The organism is Bacteroides sp. NGMCC 1.200775 (assembly GCF_040798045.1).
In the GTDB taxonomy this organism is placed as follows: Bacteria; Bacteroidota; Bacteroidia; order Bacteroidales; family Bacteroidaceae; genus Bacteroides; species Bacteroides hominis.
Window position 1 is genome coordinate 64,486 of sequence record NZ_JASCQK010000006.1, and the last position, 21,373, is coordinate 85,858.

Annotated in this window: 18 protein-coding genes; 2 read left to right on the plus strand and 16 right to left on the minus strand. The window is 43.7% G+C overall.

All coding sequences use genetic code 11. From position 1 onward, the window contains the following. The first annotated feature begins 199 nt into the window (after positions 1-199). The gene (panC, locus tag QK890_RS15785) at positions 200-1,048 is read left to right on the plus strand and encodes a pantoate--beta-alanine ligase (protein ID WP_032539658.1); all 849 of its coding nucleotides are present in this window, start codon (positions 200-202) and stop codon (positions 1,046-1,048) included. Between the two features lie 21 nt (positions 1,049-1,069). Then, entirely contained in the window at positions 1,070-1,423 is a 354-nt protein-coding gene (gene panD / locus QK890_RS15790; RefSeq protein WP_005775741.1) for an aspartate 1-decarboxylase, read from the plus strand. Between the two features lie 183 nt (positions 1,424-1,606). Here the strand turns inward: panD and QK890_RS15795 are convergent, their stop codons facing one another. The 16 genes from QK890_RS15795 to QK890_RS15870 form a co-directional block, all read right to left on the minus strand. Further along, complete coding sequence (locus tag QK890_RS15795; protein WP_022012386.1) at positions 1,607-3,895, minus strand: bifunctional dihydroorotate dehydrogenase B NAD binding subunit/NADPH-dependent glutamate synthase; 2,289 nt, start codon at positions 3,893-3,895, stop codon at positions 1,607-1,609. 141 nt (positions 3,896-4,036) lie between these two features. Then, on the minus strand, positions 4,037-5,248 hold the full coding sequence (gluP, locus tag QK890_RS15800) for a glucose/galactose MFS transporter (protein ID WP_005775743.1): 1,212 nt from the start codon (positions 5,246-5,248) through the stop codon (positions 4,037-4,039). A 92-nt stretch (positions 5,249-5,340) separates the two neighbouring features. Next, positions 5,341-6,615 carry a serine--tRNA ligase gene (serS, locus tag QK890_RS15805; protein WP_005775744.1) on the minus strand — a complete coding sequence of 425 codons (1,275 nt, stop codon included), beginning with the start codon at positions 6,613-6,615 and terminating at the stop codon, positions 5,341-5,343. A 156-nt stretch (positions 6,616-6,771) separates the two neighbouring features. Beyond that, positions 6,772-7,041: a 50S ribosomal protein L27 gene (gene rpmA, locus QK890_RS15810; protein WP_005775747.1), complete on the minus strand. Its 270-nt coding sequence runs from the start codon at positions 7,039-7,041 to the stop codon at positions 6,772-6,774. 23 nt (positions 7,042-7,064) lie between these two features. Continuing rightward, complete coding sequence (gene rplU, locus QK890_RS15815; RefSeq protein WP_005775748.1) at positions 7,065-7,382, minus strand: 50S ribosomal protein L21; 318 nt, start codon at positions 7,380-7,382, stop codon at positions 7,065-7,067. An 801-nt stretch (positions 7,383-8,183) separates the two neighbouring features. After that, positions 8,184-8,852 carry an HAD family hydrolase gene (locus QK890_RS15820; protein ID WP_032531803.1) on the minus strand — a complete coding sequence of 223 codons (669 nt, stop codon included), beginning with the start codon at positions 8,850-8,852 and terminating at the stop codon, positions 8,184-8,186. A gap of 47 nt (positions 8,853-8,899) precedes the next feature. Further along, positions 8,900-9,415 (minus strand): C40 family peptidase, encoded by a 516-nt coding sequence (locus QK890_RS15825; protein WP_005810046.1) that lies wholly within the window; start codon positions 9,413-9,415, stop codon positions 8,900-8,902. 6 nt (positions 9,416-9,421) lie between these two features. Then, the gene (locus tag QK890_RS15830; RefSeq protein WP_005818635.1) at positions 9,422-10,126 is read right to left on the minus strand and encodes an ABC transporter ATP-binding protein; all 705 of its coding nucleotides are present in this window, start codon (positions 10,124-10,126) and stop codon (positions 9,422-9,424) included. 30 nt (positions 10,127-10,156) lie between these two features. Further along, on the minus strand, positions 10,157-11,638 hold the full coding sequence (locus tag QK890_RS15835) for a DUF5687 family protein (protein ID WP_367627454.1): 1,482 nt from the start codon (positions 11,636-11,638) through the stop codon (positions 10,157-10,159). A 160-nt stretch (positions 11,639-11,798) separates the two neighbouring features. Continuing rightward, on the minus strand, positions 11,799-14,618 hold the full coding sequence (locus QK890_RS15840) for a pitrilysin family protein (protein WP_005810040.1): 2,820 nt from the start codon (positions 14,616-14,618) through the stop codon (positions 11,799-11,801). A 155-nt stretch (positions 14,619-14,773) separates the two neighbouring features. Continuing rightward, positions 14,774-15,577, minus strand: a complete 804-nt coding sequence (gene kdsA, locus QK890_RS15845) for a 3-deoxy-8-phosphooctulonate synthase (protein ID WP_005775756.1) — start codon at positions 15,575-15,577, stop codon at positions 14,774-14,776. A gap of 15 nt (positions 15,578-15,592) precedes the next feature. Next, positions 15,593-16,519 carry a diacylglycerol kinase family protein gene (locus QK890_RS15850; RefSeq protein ID WP_367627455.1) on the minus strand — a complete coding sequence of 309 codons (927 nt, stop codon included), beginning with the start codon at positions 16,517-16,519 and terminating at the stop codon, positions 15,593-15,595. 290 nt (positions 16,520-16,809) lie between these two features. Beyond that, complete coding sequence (gene miaA, locus QK890_RS15855) at positions 16,810-17,730, minus strand: tRNA (adenosine(37)-N6)-dimethylallyltransferase MiaA (protein WP_005775759.1); 921 nt, start codon at positions 17,728-17,730, stop codon at positions 16,810-16,812. Between the two features lie 219 nt (positions 17,731-17,949). After that, complete coding sequence (locus QK890_RS15860; RefSeq protein WP_032539657.1) at positions 17,950-19,155, minus strand: hypothetical protein; 1,206 nt, start codon at positions 19,153-19,155, stop codon at positions 17,950-17,952. Continuing rightward, a complete protein-coding gene (locus tag QK890_RS15865) occupies positions 19,152-19,796 on the minus strand; it encodes an ATP-binding cassette domain-containing protein (RefSeq protein WP_032537439.1) in 645 nt (214 codons plus the stop codon). The genes QK890_RS15860 and QK890_RS15865 overlap by 4 nt, the downstream gene beginning before the upstream one ends. Before the next feature lie 10 nt (positions 19,797-19,806). Next, a complete protein-coding gene (locus QK890_RS15870) occupies positions 19,807-21,360 on the minus strand; it encodes a DUF4836 family protein (protein WP_032539656.1) in 1,554 nt (517 codons plus the stop codon). Positions 21,361-21,373: the final 13 nt, after the last annotated feature.

Genomic DNA, 21,373 nt, shown 5'->3' on the forward strand with positions numbered 1-21,373 from the left:
GGGCATTAAAGCAAGTTCTCAGGCGGTATAATTCCTTATGAATTGTTAAGTGCTTGTTTTTCAGTTGTAAACCGTCTGGTTGTTGAGGTTCCTACTTCGGTATCTTTTGCATTAATTTACGATATTTCTTCTTTATATGGTAAATTATGGTTTATTTTGCACCGTTTTTCAAACGACTAAGAATCATAAACCAATTAAAATGAAAGTAATACATACGATCAAGGACTTGCAGGCTGAACTGTCGGTTTTGAAAGCCCAGGGTAAAAAGGTAGGTTTGGTACCTACTATGGGTGCTTTGCATGCAGGGCACGCATCTCTTGTAAAACGTAGTGTAAACGAGAATGAAGTAACGGTGGTGAGTGTTTTTGTGAACCCTACCCAGTTTAATGATAAAAATGACCTTGTAAAGTATCCCCGTACGTTGGATGCCGATTGCAAATTACTCGAGGCTTGCGGAGCGACTTATACTTTTGCTCCTTCGGTGGAAGAAATGTATCCGGAACCGGATACTCGCCAATTCAGTTATGCTCCTCTGGATACTGTGATGGAGGGGGCTTTCCGTCCAGGCCACTTTAATGGGGTATGCCAGATCGTAAGTAAACTGTTTGAAGCAGTAAAACCACATCGCGCATATTTTGGTGAAAAAGATTTTCAGCAGTTGGCCATCATCCATGAGATGGTTCGCCAGATGCAGTTCGATCTTGAAATTGTAGGCTGTCCCATTGTCCGTGAAGAGGACGGGCTGGCTTTGAGCAGCCGGAATGCGCGACTGTCGGCAGAAGAACGTGAAAATGCATTAAAAATATCTCAGACCTTATTTAAAAGTCGTACCTTTGCAGCTACTCACACAGTGAGCGAAACGCAAAAGTTTGTGGAAGATGCTATTGCTGCTGCACCGGGATTACGCCTGGAATATTTTGAGATAGTAGATGGAAACACTTTGCAGAAGGTTGGGAATTGGGACCAAACATCCTATGCAGTAGGCTGTATTACAGTATTCTGTGGAGATGTCAGACTGATTGATAATATTAAATACAAAGAATCTTAAACTAAAAAAGACGAAGTCCTTATGATGATTGAAGTGTTGAAGTCGAAAATTCATTGTGCCCGTGTTACGGAAGCCAATCTGAATTATATGGGTAGTATCACGATTGATGAGGATTTGCTGGATGCAGCCAATATGATTGCCGGTGAGAAAGTATACATCGCTGATAATAATAACGGTGAGCGTTTTGAGACCTACATTATCAAAGGTGAACGCGGATCAGGTAAAATCTGCTTGAATGGTGCTGCTGCCCGAAAAGTACAACCGGACGACATTGTGATTATTATGTCGTATGCGTTGATGGATTTTGAGGAAGCAAAGACATTTAAACCAACGGTGATTTTTCCGGATCCAACTACAAACAGTGTGGTGAAGTAAGAAACCGTTCAACCGAAGAATATAAACAATCCCTGCTAATATCAGAATATTAGCAGGGATTGTTTTATTGGGTAGATCCGTGTTGATGTTACTTTCTGCCCAAAGAGTCTATTTGCGGTCGGTAAGCAATTGGTTGTGAGATCACGAACCGTAGATTACTTACCAACGCAGATTTCCGATTCTTTATTTAGAGCTTAACTGTTCGTTCATCGCTGCTGCAGCACGGCGTCCGTCTCCCATGGCAAGGATTACGGTAGCCCCTCCGCGTACAATGTCTCCTCCTGCATAAATGGTAGGGATAGACGATTGCATCTGGTCATTAACGGTAATCGTACCTTTACGTCCCAATTCCAGACCTTTGATAGAGCTGGGAACAATGGGATTGGGTGACACGCCTACGCTGACAATGGCAAGATCGATGTCGATGGTTTCTGTCGCTCCTTGAATGGGCACCGGACTGCGTCGCCCTGAAGCATCCGGTTCACCCAGTTCCATTTTCTGTAAAACCACTTGTTTCACACGTCCTTGCTCATCAGCCAGATATTCGATCGGGTTGTGCAGGGTCAGGAATTCTATCCCTTCTTCTTTAGCATGCTTCACCTCTTCCAGACGTGCCGGCATTTCTTCTTCCGAACGACGGTAGATAATCATGGCACGTTCTGCTCCCAGGCGTTTGGCTGTACGGACAGAGTCCATAGCGGTGTTGCCACCCCCAATTACAGCAACGTTCTTACCGAAAGCTACCGGAGTATCGGAATCGGGACTGGCCGCATCCATCAGGTTTACGCGAGTCAGATATTCATTGGAAGACATAATATTGATAGAATTTTCTCCCGGTATATTCATGAAGTTAGGGAGTCCGGCACCGGAAGCTACAAAAATGCCTTTGAAGCCTTCTTCCTCCAATTGTTCCACACCGATTGTTTTTCCTACGATGCAATCCTTGATGAAAGTAACCCCCATTTTGGCAAGATTCTCTATTTCAACGTCTACAATCTTGTTGGGCAGACGGAATTCAGGAATACCGTATTTAAGTACACCGCCGATTTCGTGCAGCGCTTCGAATACAGTTACATCATATCCGTATTTGGCCATATCCCCGGCAAATGACAGTCCGGCAGGACCTGAACCGATGACAGCTACTTTGATACCGTTCTTCTCACCAATTTCCGGAACAGAGATTTGTCCGCTTTCGCGTTCGTAGTCGGCGGCAAACCGTTCGAGATGACCGATGGCTACAGCTTCTTTACCCATTTTCAAATGGATGCACTTTGACTCACATTGTTTTTCTTGTGGACATACACGGCCACATACGGCAGGCAGGGCACTGGTTTCTTTCAGTGTCTTAGCCGCTTCAAGAATTTCTCCACGTTCGATGTTCTTGATGAAACGGGGAATATCGATACCTACCGGACAACCGGTCATACAACCTGGATTGGCACAATCCAGACAACGTTGTGCTTCTGTGACTGCCTGTTCTTTAGTTAATCCCTGGTTAACTTCCTCTTTGCGGCTGTGTGAACGATACTCCGGATCGAGTTCATTCATTTTGCAGCGTTCGATGTTTGCACGGTCTTTTGCTTTTATTGCTTTACGGAGTTCTTCGCGCCAAGGAGCGGTACGTCCGTTTTCGTCTATGGTTTTAGTTGCTTCACATTCGTCGAGTTTGTGCAGTTCTTCACGTTCAATGGCTTTAAAAGCGCCCATGCGTTTCAACATTTCGTCGAAATCCACCTGATGACCGTCAAACTCCGGACCGTCTACACATACGAATTTGGTTTTTCCTCCGATGGTGATTCGGCAAGCACCACACATTCCGGTACCGTCCACCATAATTGTGTTCAACGATACTTCGGTCGGAATTTCGTATTTTTTCGTCAGCAAACAAACAAATTTCATCATGATAGCCGGGCCGATAGCAAAACATTTGTCCACTTTCTCCCGCTTGATCACTTCCTCTACTCCTTCTGTAACCAGACCTTTACGGCCATATGATCCGTCATCGGTCATTATGATCACTTCATCCGAACTTTCGCGCATTTCTTTTTCAAGAATAATCAGTTCTTTGCTGCGTCCGGCCAATACAGTGATCACACGGTTGCCGGCTGCTTTAAGCGCTTGTACGATCGGTAGCATCGGAGCAACTCCCACACCTCCTCCGGCACATACAACGGTTCCGAAGTTTTCAATGTGTGTAGCCTGTCCCAGCGGGCCTACTACGTCAGTGATATAGTCTCCTTCGTTTAGTTCGCAAAGGCGGGTAGAAGAGAGTCCTACCTCCTGAACAACCAGTGTGATGGTTCCTGCCTTCGGGTCGGCGGCTGCAATGGTCAGTGGCATACGTTCTCCCTTTTCACCGACACGCACAATCACGAAATGACCAGCCTTGCGTGATTTTGCTATCAACGGAGCTTCAATTACAAGTTTGAATACTTTCTCCGAGAAATGTTCTTTGCTAATGATTTTGTTCATTATCTAATTAATTTGTTGGATTTATTACGTAATTGCTATCAGAATGTTCTTAGTGTGCAAAGATACTGCTAATTTGTAAATAACAAAAGAAAAGCCATCCTTTTGAAGGGATGGCTTTGTCCTCAAGGTGAGTATATTTGTTTATTTTGTTCTGATTTTATACCCCGCCATTCCATAATAGAGGATAAAGAGGAAGCAGGGGAGGCAGATCCAGTAAGCATTTTGTGCTCCTGCTATATCTTTGATATATCCGAACAGGGTAGGAATGACAGCACCGCCGGCCATAGCCATTATCAACAAAGAAGAACCGGCCTTGGTGAATTTGCCTAAGTCTGCCATGGCGAGTGGCCAAAGTGCAGGCCACATCAGTGAACATCCCAATGCTATGAATGCTATGAAGTAGATCGAGATATCAGCCGGAGTCAATACTACCAGGATAGAACCTGCAATGGCAAGAATGGAACAGATTTTCAATGCTGTAGCCTGATTGAGGTATTTAGGTATGAAAATGATGCCGCAGATATATCCGATTACAATTCCGATTGGAGCAATCCAGGCATAAGCTGCTGCGTTTTCCAGATGCAGGCTGTTGGCGTAGTCAACAAGAGTACCCAATGAAACCGTTTCTACACCTACGTAGAGGAAGAGTGCAAGACATCCCAACAGCAGATGCGGGAATTGCCATACAGACGTTTTGCCGGCTGCATACGGACAAGCCTCTGCACCACCTTCGCTGTCGTCTTCGCCGGCTGCTTTTACTTCCGGCAGTGGAGCCATCAGCGAGATGATTCCTAATAAGATGAAGGCGGCGATGATTACATAAAACGGAGTAAATAAGTCTGATACGGTAATGTCGCTGACTTCCTTACCGATCAGGAAGGCCAGGAACAATGGAGGAATCGGCCATGCTAACTTGTTACAGATACCCATGATGCTGATACGTTTGGCGGCACTGTCCAATGGACCGAGGATAGTGATATACGGATTAACAGATGCTTGTAAGAATGCATTTGCCGTACCGCTAACGAAAGATGCTACCAGGAAAAGTGCGAAACTTTCCTGACTGGCAGACGGAATGTACAAACCGAAAGCAATGGCAAACATGGCGAATGAGAGTGCCATGGTACGTTTGTACCCGATAGCTTTGATAGTCATCGAAGCCGGATAACCAAAAATAAGAAAAGGTACGAAAGTAGCTGCGATAATAAGATAAGATTCAGCGGAAGTGATGCCTAAAGAACCTTGTAAAACCGGAATCAGAACGGAGTTAATTCCTAATGCGAATCCGATGGCAAAGAACATGATGCCGATAAATGCTAACGGCAGAGCAAAGTTTTTTTGAGTAGAGCTCATAAAATAGGAGTTTTGAGGTTAGTAAAAATGTGTTTTAAGGTAAAAAAAGAGCAACTCCGATACAGGGGTTGCTCTTTTATCTTGTTTTGTTTTTAGTCGATAATGTCAAATCCGCAGTAAGGAACCAATGCTTTCGGGATCCGAATGCCCTCCGGGGTCTGATGATTTTCCAGCAGGGCTGCTACGATACGGGGTAACGCCAGCGCTGATCCGTTCAGTGTATGGCAAAGCTCGGTCTTTTTTTCTCCGCTGCGATAACGGCATTTCAACCGGTTAGCCTGGTAAGTATCGAAGTTGGATACGGAGCTGACTTCCAGCCAGCGTTTCTGTGCTTCGGAGTATACTTCGAAATCAAAGCAGAGAGCGGCGGTAAAACTCATATCACCGCCACAAAGACGGAGAATGCGGTAAGGAAGTTCTAACTTCTGGAGCAAACCTTCAACGTGATCCAGCATTTCCTGATGTGACTGGCGGGAGTGCTCAGGCTTATCTATACGTACCAATTCTACTTTAGAAAATTCGTGGAGACGGTTCAGGCCGCGTACATCTTTACCGTAGGAACCGGCTTCACGGCGGAAGCACTGTGTGTAAGCACAGTTTTTAATAGGAAGTTGTTTTTCATCCAGAATCACGTCACGGTAGATGTTGGTTACCGGAACTTCGGCTGTCGGGATCAAATAAAGATCGTCTACTTCGCAGTGGTACATTTGTCCTTCTTTGTCCGGAAGTTGTCCCGTTCCGTAACCGGAAGCTGCATTGACAACCGTTGGGGGCATGATTTCAGTATATCCCGATTTACGTGCTTCATCCAGGAAAAAGTTAATCAGTGCACGCTGCAATTGAGCACCTTTACCTTTGTATACCGGAAAACCTGCACCGGTGATTTTTACACCCAGGTCGAAATCGATCAGGTCGTATTTCTTAGCCAGCTCCCAGTGAGGAAGTGCATCTGTTGGGAGTTGAGTTTCCATGCCTCCCATTTTTTCTACAACATTATCCTCGGCGCCAACACCCTCGGGTACGCTGTCATAAGGAATATTGGGAATAGTATACAGCAGATTCAGCATGTCGTTGGCCGCCTGATCCATGTCAGCCTGTAGTGTTTTGTTGGTCTCCTTTATTTCGGCTACACGGGTTTTCGCAGCTTCGGCTTCTTCCTTTTTTCCTTCTTTCATTAGCTGGCCGATGGTTTTCGAGAGCGAATTTACCTCTGCCAGGTTTTTATCTAATTGGTTTTGTGTATTACGTCTTTTGTCATTCACTTCAATCACTTGGGCAATTGTTTCTTTGGCCCCTTTGAAGTGTTTCTTTTCCAGACCGCGGATTACCGCATCTGTGTTTTCTGTAATTTGTTTAATGGTAAGCATATCTATACTTTATTTATGAACTTTCTTCTTTGAGTTTACAAAGATATATAAAAATAAGATAAGAGGATACGTCTTGTATAAAAAAGAAAAGAGACGCAATCAACCGATTGCATCTCTTTCTTCAATTTCTTACAATTTCCTTTAAACTCCGGAAATTTATGCTTCTGTTGCTTCAGCAGGGATGATAGAAACATATCTTCTGTCTTCTCTACCTACTTTGAAACTTACAGTTCCGTCTACTAAAGCGAAAAGAGTGTGGTCCTTACCCATACCGATGTTTTCACCCGGGTGGAATTCAGTACCTCTTTGACGAACGATGATGTTACCTGCTTTGCAAGCTTCGCCACCAAATATCTTAACGCCTAATCTTTTGCTCTGTGATTCGCGGCCGTTCTTAGAACTACCGACACCTTTCTTATGTGCCATTTCTTCTTACTTTTAAAAATTGATTAAGCTACTACTTCTGTAATTGTTAACTCTGTGAACTGCTGACGGTGACCGTTCAACTTTCTGTGACCTTTTCTTCTTTTCTTGTGGAAAACAAGTACTTTGTCACCTTTAACCAGGCTTGAAACAATCTGGCAAACTACTTTTGCACCGTCTACAGTAGGAGCACCTACAGTAACGTTTCCGTCTTTGTCTACCAAAAGAACTTTGTCAAATTCTACAGTTGCACCATTCTCTGCATTCTGAATGTGGTGAACGAACAATTTCTGGCCAGCTTCAGCTTTAAATTGCTGACCGTTGATTTCTACAATTGCGTACATCTTATATAAATAAATGTAAGTTAGCTCCGTCGGGTGGTCTTTAATCACTTAAAAAACACTTGCTCAAACCCGGTGCGGAATAATCAGGGCACAAAATTACTGCTTTTATTTGTTTCGGACAAGTTTTTCTTTTTCTTTTTTGTTGTTCAGTATGTTATTTTACTCTTTTTCTTCTTTCAGGCAAGGGCAGTTAGAAGGTTGATTACTAAATGGAATATGACTTTATTCATTCTGTCACTTTGATAATCGGAACTCCTCAGAATCGTTTATTTCGGACGGGGACGCTTGCCCAAATGAAAAAACGCATTCTACAGTTTTTTCCTGATGACATATTTCTTTGGATTTTTGATTGATTGTATACATGAGGAAAGAAAAATGTCTTGACGGCGGTGAAAGTGTTGCGGATGAGATCGTATCCCGGTTATTCTGTCATTCCAGAAAGCTCTGCCTGCGGGTGCCAACCGGAAGATGGAGTGTTCCTTTCAAGCCGGATTTTGAATAACAATAGGAGATATTGGAGAAAACAATAGGAGATATTTTCAAAACACAAGGACATTTTTGGTAAATGCTTACTTCTTTCCGGGTAAATGCTTACTTCTTTCTGCTAAAATGCCTGCTTCTTTTCGCAAAAAGCCCGGCTTTTCAACCTCGGAAGCCCGGCTCTCCGGCCCCTTAAGCCTCCGTTGGGCTTTTTTCTTCTCTCAGAGCATTGGAAACGGACAAGGACTCTGTTATAAAAAACAGATGTTTGCTTTCTTTTTGCACCGTTATTCGGCGAATGGATAACATCCGGTTGATTGCTCAGAGCGAACAGTCGGCTTTGTCGTCCGGAACGGAAATTAGCTGACCAAGGGAACTGATGATTCTGTCGTAGGGATAAGCCTGAAACTCTTCGGCAGTGGTCATACCGCTGGTAACACCGACAAAAGAAACTCCGGCAGCGGCGGCCGTTCCTGCATCCACTGTACTGTCACCGATGTATAATACTTCTTCGGGGCATGCCTTCAATCGGTCAATGGCAAGTAACAAACCTTCAGGATCGGGTTTATGATGTGTCACATCTTCACCTCCGATAATAATGTCAAACCAATCATCCGGCATGTGATTTTTCAGGAAACTCAGTATCCGGAACCGGTATTTGGTTGAAATGATTCCGATACGGGCCCCTTGTTTTTTCAGGTACGTAAGCGTGGGGAGAGTATCCGGGAAAAGGATGGTGTTTGCATTCATATATACATCTGCCTCTTTGGCATACTCTTGTCTGAATGCTTCCAGTTGACTGGCGTCAGTAATTCCTGTAAGGATGCTGAATGATTCTTCAAGCGTTTTCCCAATGGTACGTTTAATGGTATCATCGGTGACACCGGTGTAGCCGTGTCTCTCGAGCACGCTTCTGAAGCAGGTTACGATACCGCGTGAAGAGTCTGCTAACGTATAGTCAAAGTCGAATAAATAAACCGTGTATTTCATTTGCGGAATTTTCGGCAAAGATAGTGATTTTTTTATTTCAATAAAGCTTATTTGCGCACTCTGCCTCCCGATATCCAATGGGTACGGTAATAAGGCTCGTTGAGGCTGCTGACAATTACCCCTTGGCTGGTGCTGGCATGAACAAACTTTCCATCCTTGAGATAGATGCCCACGTGGGCCACTTTTCTGCGCGATTTCCGGCTGCTGAAAAATACCAGATCACCTTCCCGAAGATTCCGCCGGGCAACTTTGCTGCTCTCTTTCTTCTGGCCGTCTGTACTTCGTTGCAGTTTGATGTGATACACCTTTTTATAAATCTGGCAAGTCATTCCCGAGCAGTCAGTACCACGTTTCGTCTCCCCACCTCCCCGGTAAGGGGTACCTATCCACTGGGCCGCCTCCAGATAAAGTTTGTGATTATCTTCCATTCCGATGTCCACACCCAGGCGTACAGAAGCGCGGGCGAGTGCCTTATAATCAAGTCTGGGGACAGAAGTACGGCAAGCACTCAGGCTGACAACCAAAGCAGTAAGGAGCAGCAGATTAAAAAGATGTCTCTTCATACGTTTTTATTCTTCTACATTAAAGTAATCTTCCAGTTCTTTTTCAGCCGAATTATTCTCGTTCACAATGTCACGGATGATAATTCCGTGTTCAAGTACTGCGATGCGGGGACAAACATCTACCGTGTGGTTCAGATTATGGCTCGAAATGATGACTGTGGCATTATGTTCTTCATTATACTTTTTCAGCAGGTGCTTGATTACGGATTGCGAACTCGGATCGAGAAAGTTGAATGGTTCATCCAAAATTATCAATTTGGGATAATGCAACATGGCCGATATGATTCCTATTTTTTGCTTATTTCCCGCGGAAAAATTACGGATAAACTTCTTTTGCCCCAGTACTTCTCCGTTCATAAAACGTTCGAAAGCGGTCAAACGTTCATCCACCTCCTCTTTTTTCAGTCCATACATTTTGCCGATGAAATAGAAATACTCCTCCGGAGTCAGGTAGCCGATCAGAAAACCATCATCGATAAATGCACCGGTGAAACTTTTCCAGTCTTCACTTTGATTCACATGGATGTCATTAATAATGACCTCTCCGGAGTCAGCTTTCAGCAAATCTAACATTAAACGGAATAAAGTTGTTTTTCCGGCTCCATTGTTACCTACCAGGCCAATCATTTCTCCTTGATTGATTGTGTAGCTATCGATATCGATAGCTGTTTGGGTACCGAAATTTTTTCGGAGGTTATGTATGGTAATCATATTCTTTTTTGTTTGATAAATATTGAATCGTTATTTACTATCTCTGAATCCTTCCATATTTTCGTAGCGGCGTTGCATGAAACGGACATACACATTGTTTATCCACATAGGGGAGGTCAGGGTGAAGCCTAATCCGATGATTAATATAACAATGTAGGCCCATGTTTGTCCCAGCAGCATGGGGAGCGTACCATAGAGTGTGGTTGGTACGATGAAAACTCCAAGACTGATTAGCATCTGCATTCCGCTATTCGTGCTTTGTTTGCCTGTGATGCTTTCATTGAGTGGTACGGTTTTATGGTTGTATACCGCCAGTTGGAACAAGATGCAATAGACGGGACCTGTTGTCAGAAAGATTAGTGCGACAGCACCCAGCAGGCTGGCTTTTCCCATCACAAAAGCCGGTATCAGCAGGATCAGCGGAATGATTTCCGCCAAGCTATAGATATAATATTTGGCTGTCAACAGGCTTTTGATAGATTCTTTGCGAGTCATCAGTCCGTCGATATAGTTTCCTTCAAATCCCATAAGTTGTATCAGAATCACCATACCGAATCCAAGGAAAGAGTATACCAGGACAAAACTCTTCATGTGGTCATACGTACTGCTGAAACTCAGTATGATGGAGAAGATGATTACGAGCATTGCTACCGATCGGAGTGAGGCCTTACAGCGTTTGTTTCGTAGGAGTATTTTCAACTCCAGGCGCATGTATTCGCCCACTTCTCCGTAACGTTCCAGAAAACGGTATTCGGATACGGTTTTTACTTTTGTGTCTTCTACTTTATTGATTTCGTTGTATATTAAACCGGTCATCACTTTACGGTTGATACACCATATCAGAACAGTGGCTGCCAATGTACCCAGGTAAGCAAGTAGATTTCCTTCGATATAACCTTCTCCCAAGTTCATGAAAAAGTCACTTATAAATTCCGTTTTGGGAATAAAAATAGCGATGGCAATTCCACTGTAGACAACGATGGGAAGTAACACCCACCAAATATGTTCGTTAATCAGCGTACGGCAAAGCAGATACCAATATCCATTGAAAACCATCAGTAACCAAATGCCGATGCTGTAAGTGAGAACTCCTGATATTCCATAAAAAGGAAAGACTGTGAGTGCTGCGAACGGCACGAACAGGAACAGCCAGATAAGATTGAAAGAGCTGAGTCCGTGGCGGAGAAGCAGAAAGTCGAGTATACGGCTTCGTTTTACCGGAAGTAGCAGGTAAGGCTTTACTTCTTGTGTAGGAGTTTTTTGGAAGGGGAAACGTATTACAAAGTCCAGGGCAAGCGCAAATATCAGTCCACTGTTCAAAATATGATAGGCTTCCATATTGGGAACTTCTGTGCTGATGGCTTTTGCCAGACCGATGCCAATAAATATAAAGTAAGCACCCCAGAAAATAAAGGAGGCATACATGATGTATTTGCCGATTTTATTCTTTTCGTACATCGGATGCCGTTTGGCAGCAAGTTTGCCGTGTCGACGCAATTCGTTGAATAGCATAGTTTGTTATAGTTTAAGGGAGGGGGGAGAGCAAAACCACCACAGATTACACCGGTTTTCATTGTCTGAGTTTCATTCTCGGATTTTGAATGACTGTGATTCTAATCTGTGAAATCTGTGGTGGAAAAGATTTTTTGATGCTCTTTGCTTTTAGGATTGATTATTTATTTTCTGCACTGACCATTGTCACTTCCACCTCGTTCTTTTGTTTGAACAGGTCGTCTGCGAATTTCCGGATATCATTTACCGTAATGCTGTTGACTATCTTTTCGTAGTCATTCACACGGTTAACGCCGGTATACAGGTATTCGTCGATACTTCCCAACCAGTAGCTATTCTCTTTCAGGTCCTCGGTATGCTTTTTCAGCATGTACTCTTTCACCTTATTCAAGTTGGTTTCTGACGGACCGGTTTTCGCTATGTCGGTTATCTCGTCAAAGATGATTTTCATCAATTTCTCTTTCTTGTCGGGGGCTGTATCGAAGATAATCTGCAAAAATATTTTTTCTTTGGGATATTTTTGTAACCTTCCACCTACGTATACTCCATAGGTACCTCCCTCGTCTTCACGTACTTTTTCTGTGTAAACCAGATCAAGTATCTGGCTTGTCATGCCGAGCAGAAGGTTGTTTCTCAGATCATATTTGCAGTCTCCGCTATAAAACACGAATACCGAAGCTTTGGGCGTTTCCTGTTTCTTGGTGAATTCGTTCTTGTAAACACCCTGACGCACTTCTATTTTGTTATCTTTAAAAGTCTCCTGACGATTGATGGCAGGGAGTGCACCCAGATATTCTGCAATGACCGGTTTCATCTTTTCTACGTCTACGTTACCGACAAAGATGAATGTGAAGTCGCTTGCATCTTTAAAACGATCCTGATACATAGACAGAATCTTATTGTAATCCATCTGATCCACCATATCGGCTTTTATGCGTCTGGCTCTCGGATGATTCATATAAACACCGGCCTGAATGGAGTCGTTGAATGCCACATTCGGATTCAGTTCCTGATTCTTTAACGTGGCTTTACTACGACTTTTATAAGATGCAAATGCATCGTTGTCTCTGCGCGGGGCGGTGAATGTGAGGTAAGTGAGTTGCATCATCGTTTCAAAATCTTTGGGAGAGCAACTTCCTGAAACGTTTTCGGTCGTGAGTGAGATATTGTAATTGACCGATGCTTTCTTTCCGGCAAGCACTTTCTCAAGATCTACCGCACTGAAGTTACCTAAGCCACCGGCGCCGACAGCATCCAGACCACTTATATTAATGATTTCCGAATCGGGGAATAAAGAACTGCCTCCCAGACTGACACCTTTCATACGGATTTCGTCTGCTTTGAAATCGGTCTTTTTTATAATTACCTTTACCCCGTTAGATAGAGTCAGAGTAGTTGTTCCAAAGATATCATCTTTCGTTTCGGAAACAATTTTCCCCCCTTTCGGAGCTTCGGCCATCAAAGGTTCGTCTGATACCTTGTCTACATAAGCAGTCAGTTTCTCCGCTTTTGCATCTTTCAGCAGTTTGTTTATGGTCGCTTCGGAAGGCAGTTTCAGACCTTCTTTTTCAGGAGCGAAAAGAGCTACTACCTGATTATTGTCCGTAATAAGCCCTTTCATCAATTGGTTGATTGCTGCCACCGGAATATTTGGAGCTATCTGATTGATAAAAGTATATTCGTTTTCAATACCCGGTATTGGTTCGTTATCAAGGAAGTGACGGACATATTCGTCCACATATTTATTATTTTTCTGTTTATCCCGTTCGTTGTAAGCCGATTCCAATTGGCGTAGGTATTCTGCACGGGCACGGTTGTATTCTGTTTCGGTAAAGCCGAACTGGCGGGCACGTTCTATTTCGCGCAGCAGGGTGGCGATACCATTATCTATGCTGTCTTCTTTGCAGACCACAACTCCGAGAAAGGCATCCTTGGTTTTGGATACGAAAAAGTTGCCGTCTTGCGTTCCGGCATAGATATAAGGCGGGTTAGCCGTTTGTGCCAATTCATTTAAACGTGCGTTCAGCATACTGCTGATCAGATCCTTGGCATACTGCTGTATCAGGTAGTCCACATTGCCTTTCTGATTATCAGGAATTGCTTCGTGCTTATTGAAAAGAAGAACCTGTACATGAGGTTGTTCCTTATCTTTCAGGATACAGATGATCGGTTCTTTATTATCGGCAACCGGATAATAGATGCGTTCGGCGGCATTCGGCTGTGCCGGAATATCGGCGAACATTGTTTTGATCTTGGCTTCTACGGCATCTACGTCGATATCACCGACAATGACGATTCCCTGTAGGTCCGGACGGTACCACTTTTCATAGTAGTCTCTCAGTGTTTGTGGTTTGAAGTTCATCACTACGTCCATGGTTCCAATGGGGAAACTGTTGGCATATTTATCGCCCGGATACATCATCGGTAGAAGTTTCTCTTGCATACGCATCATGGCACTCATACGGGTACGCCATTCCTCATTGATGACACCTCGTTCTTTATCAATTTCCTTCGGATCGAGGGTCAGGTCATTGCTCCAGTCGTGGAGGATCAGTAAACAAGAATCTACTGCTCCGGGGGTGTTGACCGGTACATTGGAGATGTTGTAAACCGTTTCGTCGATGGAAGTATATGCATTCAGATTCTCACCGAACTTTACTCCGATACGTTCCAGATACTGTTTCAGCGCATCACCCGGGAAGTGAGTGGTCCCATTGAAACACATATGTTCCAGAAAGTGTGCCAATCCACGTTGGTTTTCTTCTTCTTGGATAGAGCCCACTTTCTGGGCAATGTAGAAGTCGGCACGGTTGGCGGGCAGATTGTTCTTACGGATGTAGTAAGTCAGACCATTGTCTAACTTTCCGATACGTACATTCTTGTCAATAGGGATGGGCGGCATTTGCTGTGCAAAGGCCTGCTGGAAGTTGCAGCACAGGATGACTGCAACGAAAAGTAAACCACGGAATAAATGTTTCATTGCTATACTGTTTTTGAATTCTATCTACCGCAGCATACACTGATCACACTCTCGTTTTTGATGTTTTTATATACAAGATTCTGTGCTTTCAGTGCGTTCTGTGGTGAATAATCTTGTTTCTGTTTTTTCTATCAGTCGCATTGCCGGGAAGTAAATCACATAATCGCTTCTCTAATTTTCACCAGTTTAGTCAATAATCCTTCCAATAGGTCAAGCTTCAGCATATTGGCACCGTCACTCTTGGCTACTGTGGGATTTTCGTGCGTTTCAATGAAAAGTCCGTCGACGCCGACAGCGATACCGGCTTTGGCCACCGTCTCAATCAATTGCGGCATTCCTCCCGTTACTCCATTTGTCTGATTAGGTTGTTGCAATGAGTGGGTTACATCCAGAATGACCGGATAACCAAAAGATTGCATTTCCGGTATACCCCTGTAATCAATCACCAAGTCCTGATAACCAAATGTTGTTCCACGTTCAGTCAGCATCACGTTCTTGTTTCCGGCTTCTATCACTTTGTCGGCTGCAAATTGCATGGCGAGTGGGGAGAGAAACTGTCCTTTTTTGATATTAATCGTTTTTCCGGTTTTAGCTGCCGCCACCAGCAAGTCCGTCTGTCGGCACAAGAAGGCCGGGATTTGCAGAATATCTACATAACTGGCCGCCATGGCCGCTTCGTCGGCAGCGTGAATATCTGTTACGGTAGGTATTCCGAAGGTTTTGTGCACTTTTTCGAGAACCTTTAATGCCTTTTCATCACCAATTCCCATGAATGAATCCATGCGTGAGCGGTTAGCTTTGCGATATGAACCTTTGAATACATAAGGAATTCCCAGTTTATCGGTGATGTTTACTATTCTTTCGGCAATTCGCATGGCCATCTCTTCACCTTCGATAACGCATGGTCCGGCCAATAGGAAAAAGTTTCCCGTCTTATTGTTTTTCAGTTGTTCTATCATAACATTTATATTTTATCAATTGGGTATAATCAATGTGGTTGCTTCCGGAATAATTCCTATTTCGATGGGAAAATGACGTGGCAGGAGACGTCCGTCAAGGTCGACTGCGGCATTTTGTGCACGCAATACCTTTACTTTCCGGGTGCGATAAGACTTCACGACTTTATGATTCAGGATACGTCCCTGGATAAGCATCCAAAGTCCGGATATTATTTGCAGGAACTCAGGACGGTAGATGACTGATACATCTAACCAGCCATTATAAGGAACAGCGCTTGGAGTTTGTCCGTATCCGGTAGCGCTTCCTACACAGACTGTCATGATCCGGCCGCGTATATGTTCGTCGTTAATCTTGAGATGTGAGCGATATAGCTTACGTTCGAATATCAACAGGAAAAGAGCTGCCAGGTAGGAGAGGAACTTTACGCCCCAGAAACGTTTGGTTTGATCGGTGATTTTTACGATACGTGCCCCTAACCCTATGTTAACGGCATTCAGGAAATAACGTCGCCGATGCTTCTCGCCATCGTAAAAATTGCAGTAACCTACATCTATTTTCTTTCGGCGGTTGTTAATGATCCAGTCCACTGCCTGCTTATATTCCAGGTTCAGTTCCCAATATCTGGCAAAGTCGTTTCCAATTCCGTTAGGGATGATACCAATGGCTATTTCGTCTTTTTTTTCTGCATTCGAGCTCATAATGCCGTTGATGGCGTCATTCAGTGCACCGTCTCCCCCCACAACTACGATGGTTCGGTAACCATTGTTGGCCAAAATTCCGGCAAGTCGTTCTACTGAACCGAAACCTTCGGACTGCACATAGTCGTATGACACTCCTTTAGAGTCCATGTACTTTTTAATTTCTTTCCATCGTTTCTGCACTTTTCGTGTGCCTGCTTTGGGATTGTAGATTACACCCCATTTCCCAGGTTCTACGCTCATGGATTTTACATTTATTATTTCGTACTTCTAATTCAATCTCTCTGTCAGCGAACCGGTTTCTTGCTTAAGCGGTAGATCATTCGTTTATTAACAACGGACTTACCGTACTTTAACCGTCTGACATTGGTTATTTATTAGCTTTTCCCTCGTCCTTTAGCTCGTCCCGCATACGCGGGCTCATCGTCCCGCCTGCCTGGGCTCATTAGCCCGCGTACGCGGGCTAATGAGCCCAGGCAGGCGGGACGAGTTGATGAACAAAGCAAAGGCTGTTAAGAACTTCGCCAAAGTTACTAAAACTCTTTGAGTTTCTGCTTTACAAAGTTAATCTTTTCCTCCATCGGAAGTGAAGCATTTACCCAATGAATGGTAAAGCCCCTTCGCTCCATTCCCCTAAACCAGGTCATTTGCCGTTTGGCAAACTGATGAATGGCAGTTTCCAAGCCCGTGAACATTTCCTTATACGTCATTTTCCCAATAACATGCAGAGTCAGGTATTTGTATTCCAACCCATAATAAATCAGATCATCCGGATGGATTCCTTGTGCCAATAAGCGGCGTACCTCTTCTATCATGCCGTCATCCAGCCTTTGCTTCAGCCGGCGGGTGATTTTTTCCCGTCGTAACTCCCGGTCGATGTCCACTCCGATAATCAGGCTGTTCAGTTGTGGAAACTCTCTTTCTTCTATCGGCGTCTTTGCGTAATATTCTTCAATTTCGATGGCGCGGATTGCCCGTTTAACGGTATCTACATCTGTCGAGTTATGAAGTGTCTTATACTGGCTTAATATGCCGGTCAGTTCTTCCAATGATTTTTCCGCCAGACGTGTGCGCAATTCTTGATTTTCGGGGACGGGAATCAGGCGATATCCTTTCAGTACCGATTCCAGATACAGTCCCGTACCTCCACATAGAACGGGAAGGCGCCCTTTTTGTTTAATAGTCTCGTAAGCTGTCAGGAAATCACGTTGATACTCAAAAACATTGTATTTATAACCCGGGTCGGCAATATCGATCAAGTGATAGGGAATTTGCTGCCCGTTGATGGTGTAATCTTCCAGATCTTTGCCTGTTCCGAGGTCCATTCCCCGGTAAATCTGGCGTGAATCGGCACTGATGATTTCAGTATCTAAGTCTGCAGCTAATGCGGCAGCAAAAGGGGTTTTACCTGAAGCGGTGGGGCCAAGTATGGCAATCAGATCATAGTCCGGCATGGTCATAACTTTATTAATGATTGGACAAAGATATGAAAAAGGAAGTGAAAAGCAGATGTTAAACTCTTAAATGGTGTTATAAAACATGCTTTTTTTCTTGTATTATTTGCAGATAACCAAAGAGTGCGTATCTTTGCAATGTGTTTTTCATAGTATTAGATTTAAGGTTAACAAAGGTTGGAGCAAGGCGTTGCTCCTTTTTTTATGTCCTAATCTCTCTTATGCGTTGTGCATCCATATAGATAACATCTTCTTTTTCAAAACAATGATATTGATGAATGATACCAGTAAGAACAGCAATATGCCGATAGTGAATGTGGGCCAAAGTGATCCGGAGGGTATCTGTGGGAAAAGTGAGTTTAGTGTTTCGAGATAAGATGCACGTGTCCACGAAACAATTCCTATGGATAATAACATCACTACAATATTAAGTCCTACTGTCAGGGTCTGATAGGGGAGTGCCACTTTCGAAGGGCTGTATCCTATCAGAAGCAGGCTTTCCAGCTTGGTGGTGTTTTTTTGCAGTAACAAGAAAATGCTGAGCATCAATATATAGAAAGAGAGCAAGCTGATGAATAGTCCCACAGCCAGAACGATACCCACAATCAGTCTCAGGAAATAAGTCGTTTTACCGGCATCCAGTTTCCCGTCTTCCGTTTCATAACCTTTCTGCTGAAAATATTTTGCGATAGAGGCGTCAGCCGGGTTGTTTACTTCAACAATCAGTCGTGAAGGATCTGCCTGACGATCCGGTGCGAAGTTCTTGTTAGCCCAATCCATGAACGATTGCGGAACCAGAATGGTGTTCAACCGGTTGGAAAAGCCGACGATATTCCCCTTGTATTGCTCTACCCGTCCATTCCCCTTCATCAGGATGTCCATCTGGATCAGACTCATCAGGCCTTCCGAGAGTTTAGGCAGGTTTCGGCTTTGGGCAAAACCAAAGTTATACAGGTTCAGATAATTGCGTGGAATGATGATGGGGAGGGTATGGGTATTTTCATCGAAGTACCATTTGTCGAGGTTGACGTCTACGAATTCGTCAGGGACGGCTTCGAAAAACATTTCCGTAGAAAGGTGTACTCCTGCTTCCTGCATTCCCAGACCGGCGGATACTTTAAATTGCGAAGGGGTGAAAGCGCCTACTGTTAGGGTGAATGACTGTTGTTTCAGTTCCTCGATTTCTTCGGGGGAGAAGGTGTTATTCTTACCTGCGAAAGTCCCTAATGTACTGATTTTCTTGGTAGCAATAATATAATCTTTCTTCATGAAACTATCTCCTTCGGTAAAGATGGGAAGTACATCTTTGTAGAATTGTGCGCTGAGCAACACAATGACCATCCCGAAAAGGTTGGCAAAAAAGAAACCGGTCAACTGACCGATGCTGATATGCTGACGGAGCAGCTTCCAGACTAAGTTGTTCATAATTTTAATATTCTGTCATACTTTAACTCGATATGCTTTCCGATGGACGTCACGATGATACCCGCCCCTTGTTTCTCGGCTTCTCCCGTCACTAACTCTTCCATGATATGTGCGTTGTCATCGTCAAGATGGCTGATGGGTTCATCCAGGAAAATAAAGTCGAAGGGTTGACAAAGTGACCGGATGAACGCCACTCTTTGTTGTTGTCCGAAAGATAGTTTTCCTGCTTTTACATTCAACTTGTCCGAAAGTCCCAGTGCTTCGAACAATGCCAATACCTCTTTCCGGGTTTTATATCCGGTTAGGTTATTCTTTAACCGGATATTTTCGATGGCAGTCAGCTCTGTGAAAATGCGCAAATCCTGAAATAGCATACTCAGTGAATGCTTCCTGAGTTCAACCCATTGCTTCACCGAGTATGCTTTTATATTGGTTTCATCGAAATTGATAATTCCTTGATAGTCGTTTCGGTAGCCATAGATATAGCTGCATAGCGATGATTTTCCGGTACCGGATGCTGCTTCGATCAAGTAAGATTTTCCTTTATGGAAAAAGAGGTCTTGATGCCATACATCCGAAATGACCGAGTTACGGTCAGCAAACACTTGGGGAAGTGTTTGCTGTAAGTGAATGCTGTTCATACGCTGAAGGTTACATGCCGGCAAATTGCTTGGCAAAGTCTACTATCTGTTTTAAAGCGTTGACATCTTTGTTTTTCAGGAGAATGGCTGTTTCAGTCTTACCTTCGCTGTCACTGAATGCTTCAATATAAGAAATCTGTGAAGCAAGTTTATAGTAAGTCTGGTATTCTTCGCCACCGAAACCGGTTATCATTTTCACGACAGGAAGATCTAAAATGGCATCCATGTTGATGACAAAGAACACATTTTTGCCCTTCATATCCGATACATATCCGGCATCTTTGATTGATTTGTCTACCGGCTTACTGATATTCTTGTAGAGGAGCTCGTCATTGGTGGCATACATTTGTTTGTTACGGATGCCAAAGAACACATTATTGGTGTTGGACTTATAAACGTATTCATTTTCGCCCAGTTGGATGATGTCTTCATTTCTACCTAATTTCAATTCTTTCTTTTTATTGTACAATGCTTTCAAGGCATTTCCGTTCTTTGCGTCGGCATAAGCAGCGAAAGTGGGTGCACTGTTCATGGTTACGTTAATCAGACCGATAGAGATATCACCATCGAAAGATGCGAATAAACTTTTCACCTCCTCGGCTTTTGCAAGTGAAACGTTTCTGCGGAATTCTTCGTTGTTGAGCAATAGGTCATAGAATGCTGCCCCGTTGACTCCTATGTTTAGAAAGGCAAGAGTCGATTCCGGGAAATTCTGGAGGAAAGTTGTATTTAGTTTTTTCACAGCTTGAGCCTGCTTCTTTAGCAGTGCGTCTGTTTCGGCGTTATCCGAATAAGTTTCAATCTGCAGAGCTATCTTTCCTTTCTCAAAGTTGAGATTGCCTACGGCCATTACTTCGCTTAGATCGAGTTGTGAAGAAAGTCCCATACTGATTTGTTGTGAGTATATCTTAGGAACGGCATCCATTGAAGCAAAGAAGTTAATGTCTCCTTTTTGATTTTGCATCTTTTTGAAACCGCTGTTCTTCATGATACTGTTCTCTTCCGTCTGTTTTAGTAAAGTAGAGATGGTTTGTTTGGCAACATCCATTTGTGAAGTTCCGTAGGCTTCTGTCAAGACTGCTGCGTTTTCATTAAAAACCAACAAGCTGTTTTTTTGCAGAGTAGTGAAACTGTATCCGTCTTCTTCTGCTATCGGCTGGCAGATTCCCTCTTTGGCCATTAAGTCAAGAGAAGCACGCAAGTCGTCGATATTGCTAACCTTGGCAACCATAGCGGGGGTAATGAACGTTTTGGAAGTAAACACAAAGACGGGGGCCTTGATATCGATACCCGATTGGGAAGGATCCTTCATTATCTTTTCCAATTGCTGGAAGGCGGCCGCATTCATTCCGCTTTTCAGGGCTTCCATCATTTTTTGTTTCATTCCTTCGTTTTCTTTATCATTCAGGCCGGCTTTGTCGGCAAGCGTATTCAGATTGACGGAGGCAACAGCCGAAGCGTCAGCAGGAATCACATGGATATATTCCGCTTTCTTTGAGCAGGCTGCCATGAAAACAATCAGTACTCCCAGTACCGAAAGTCGGGAAATCATTCGTTTTACCATAATTACTATATAT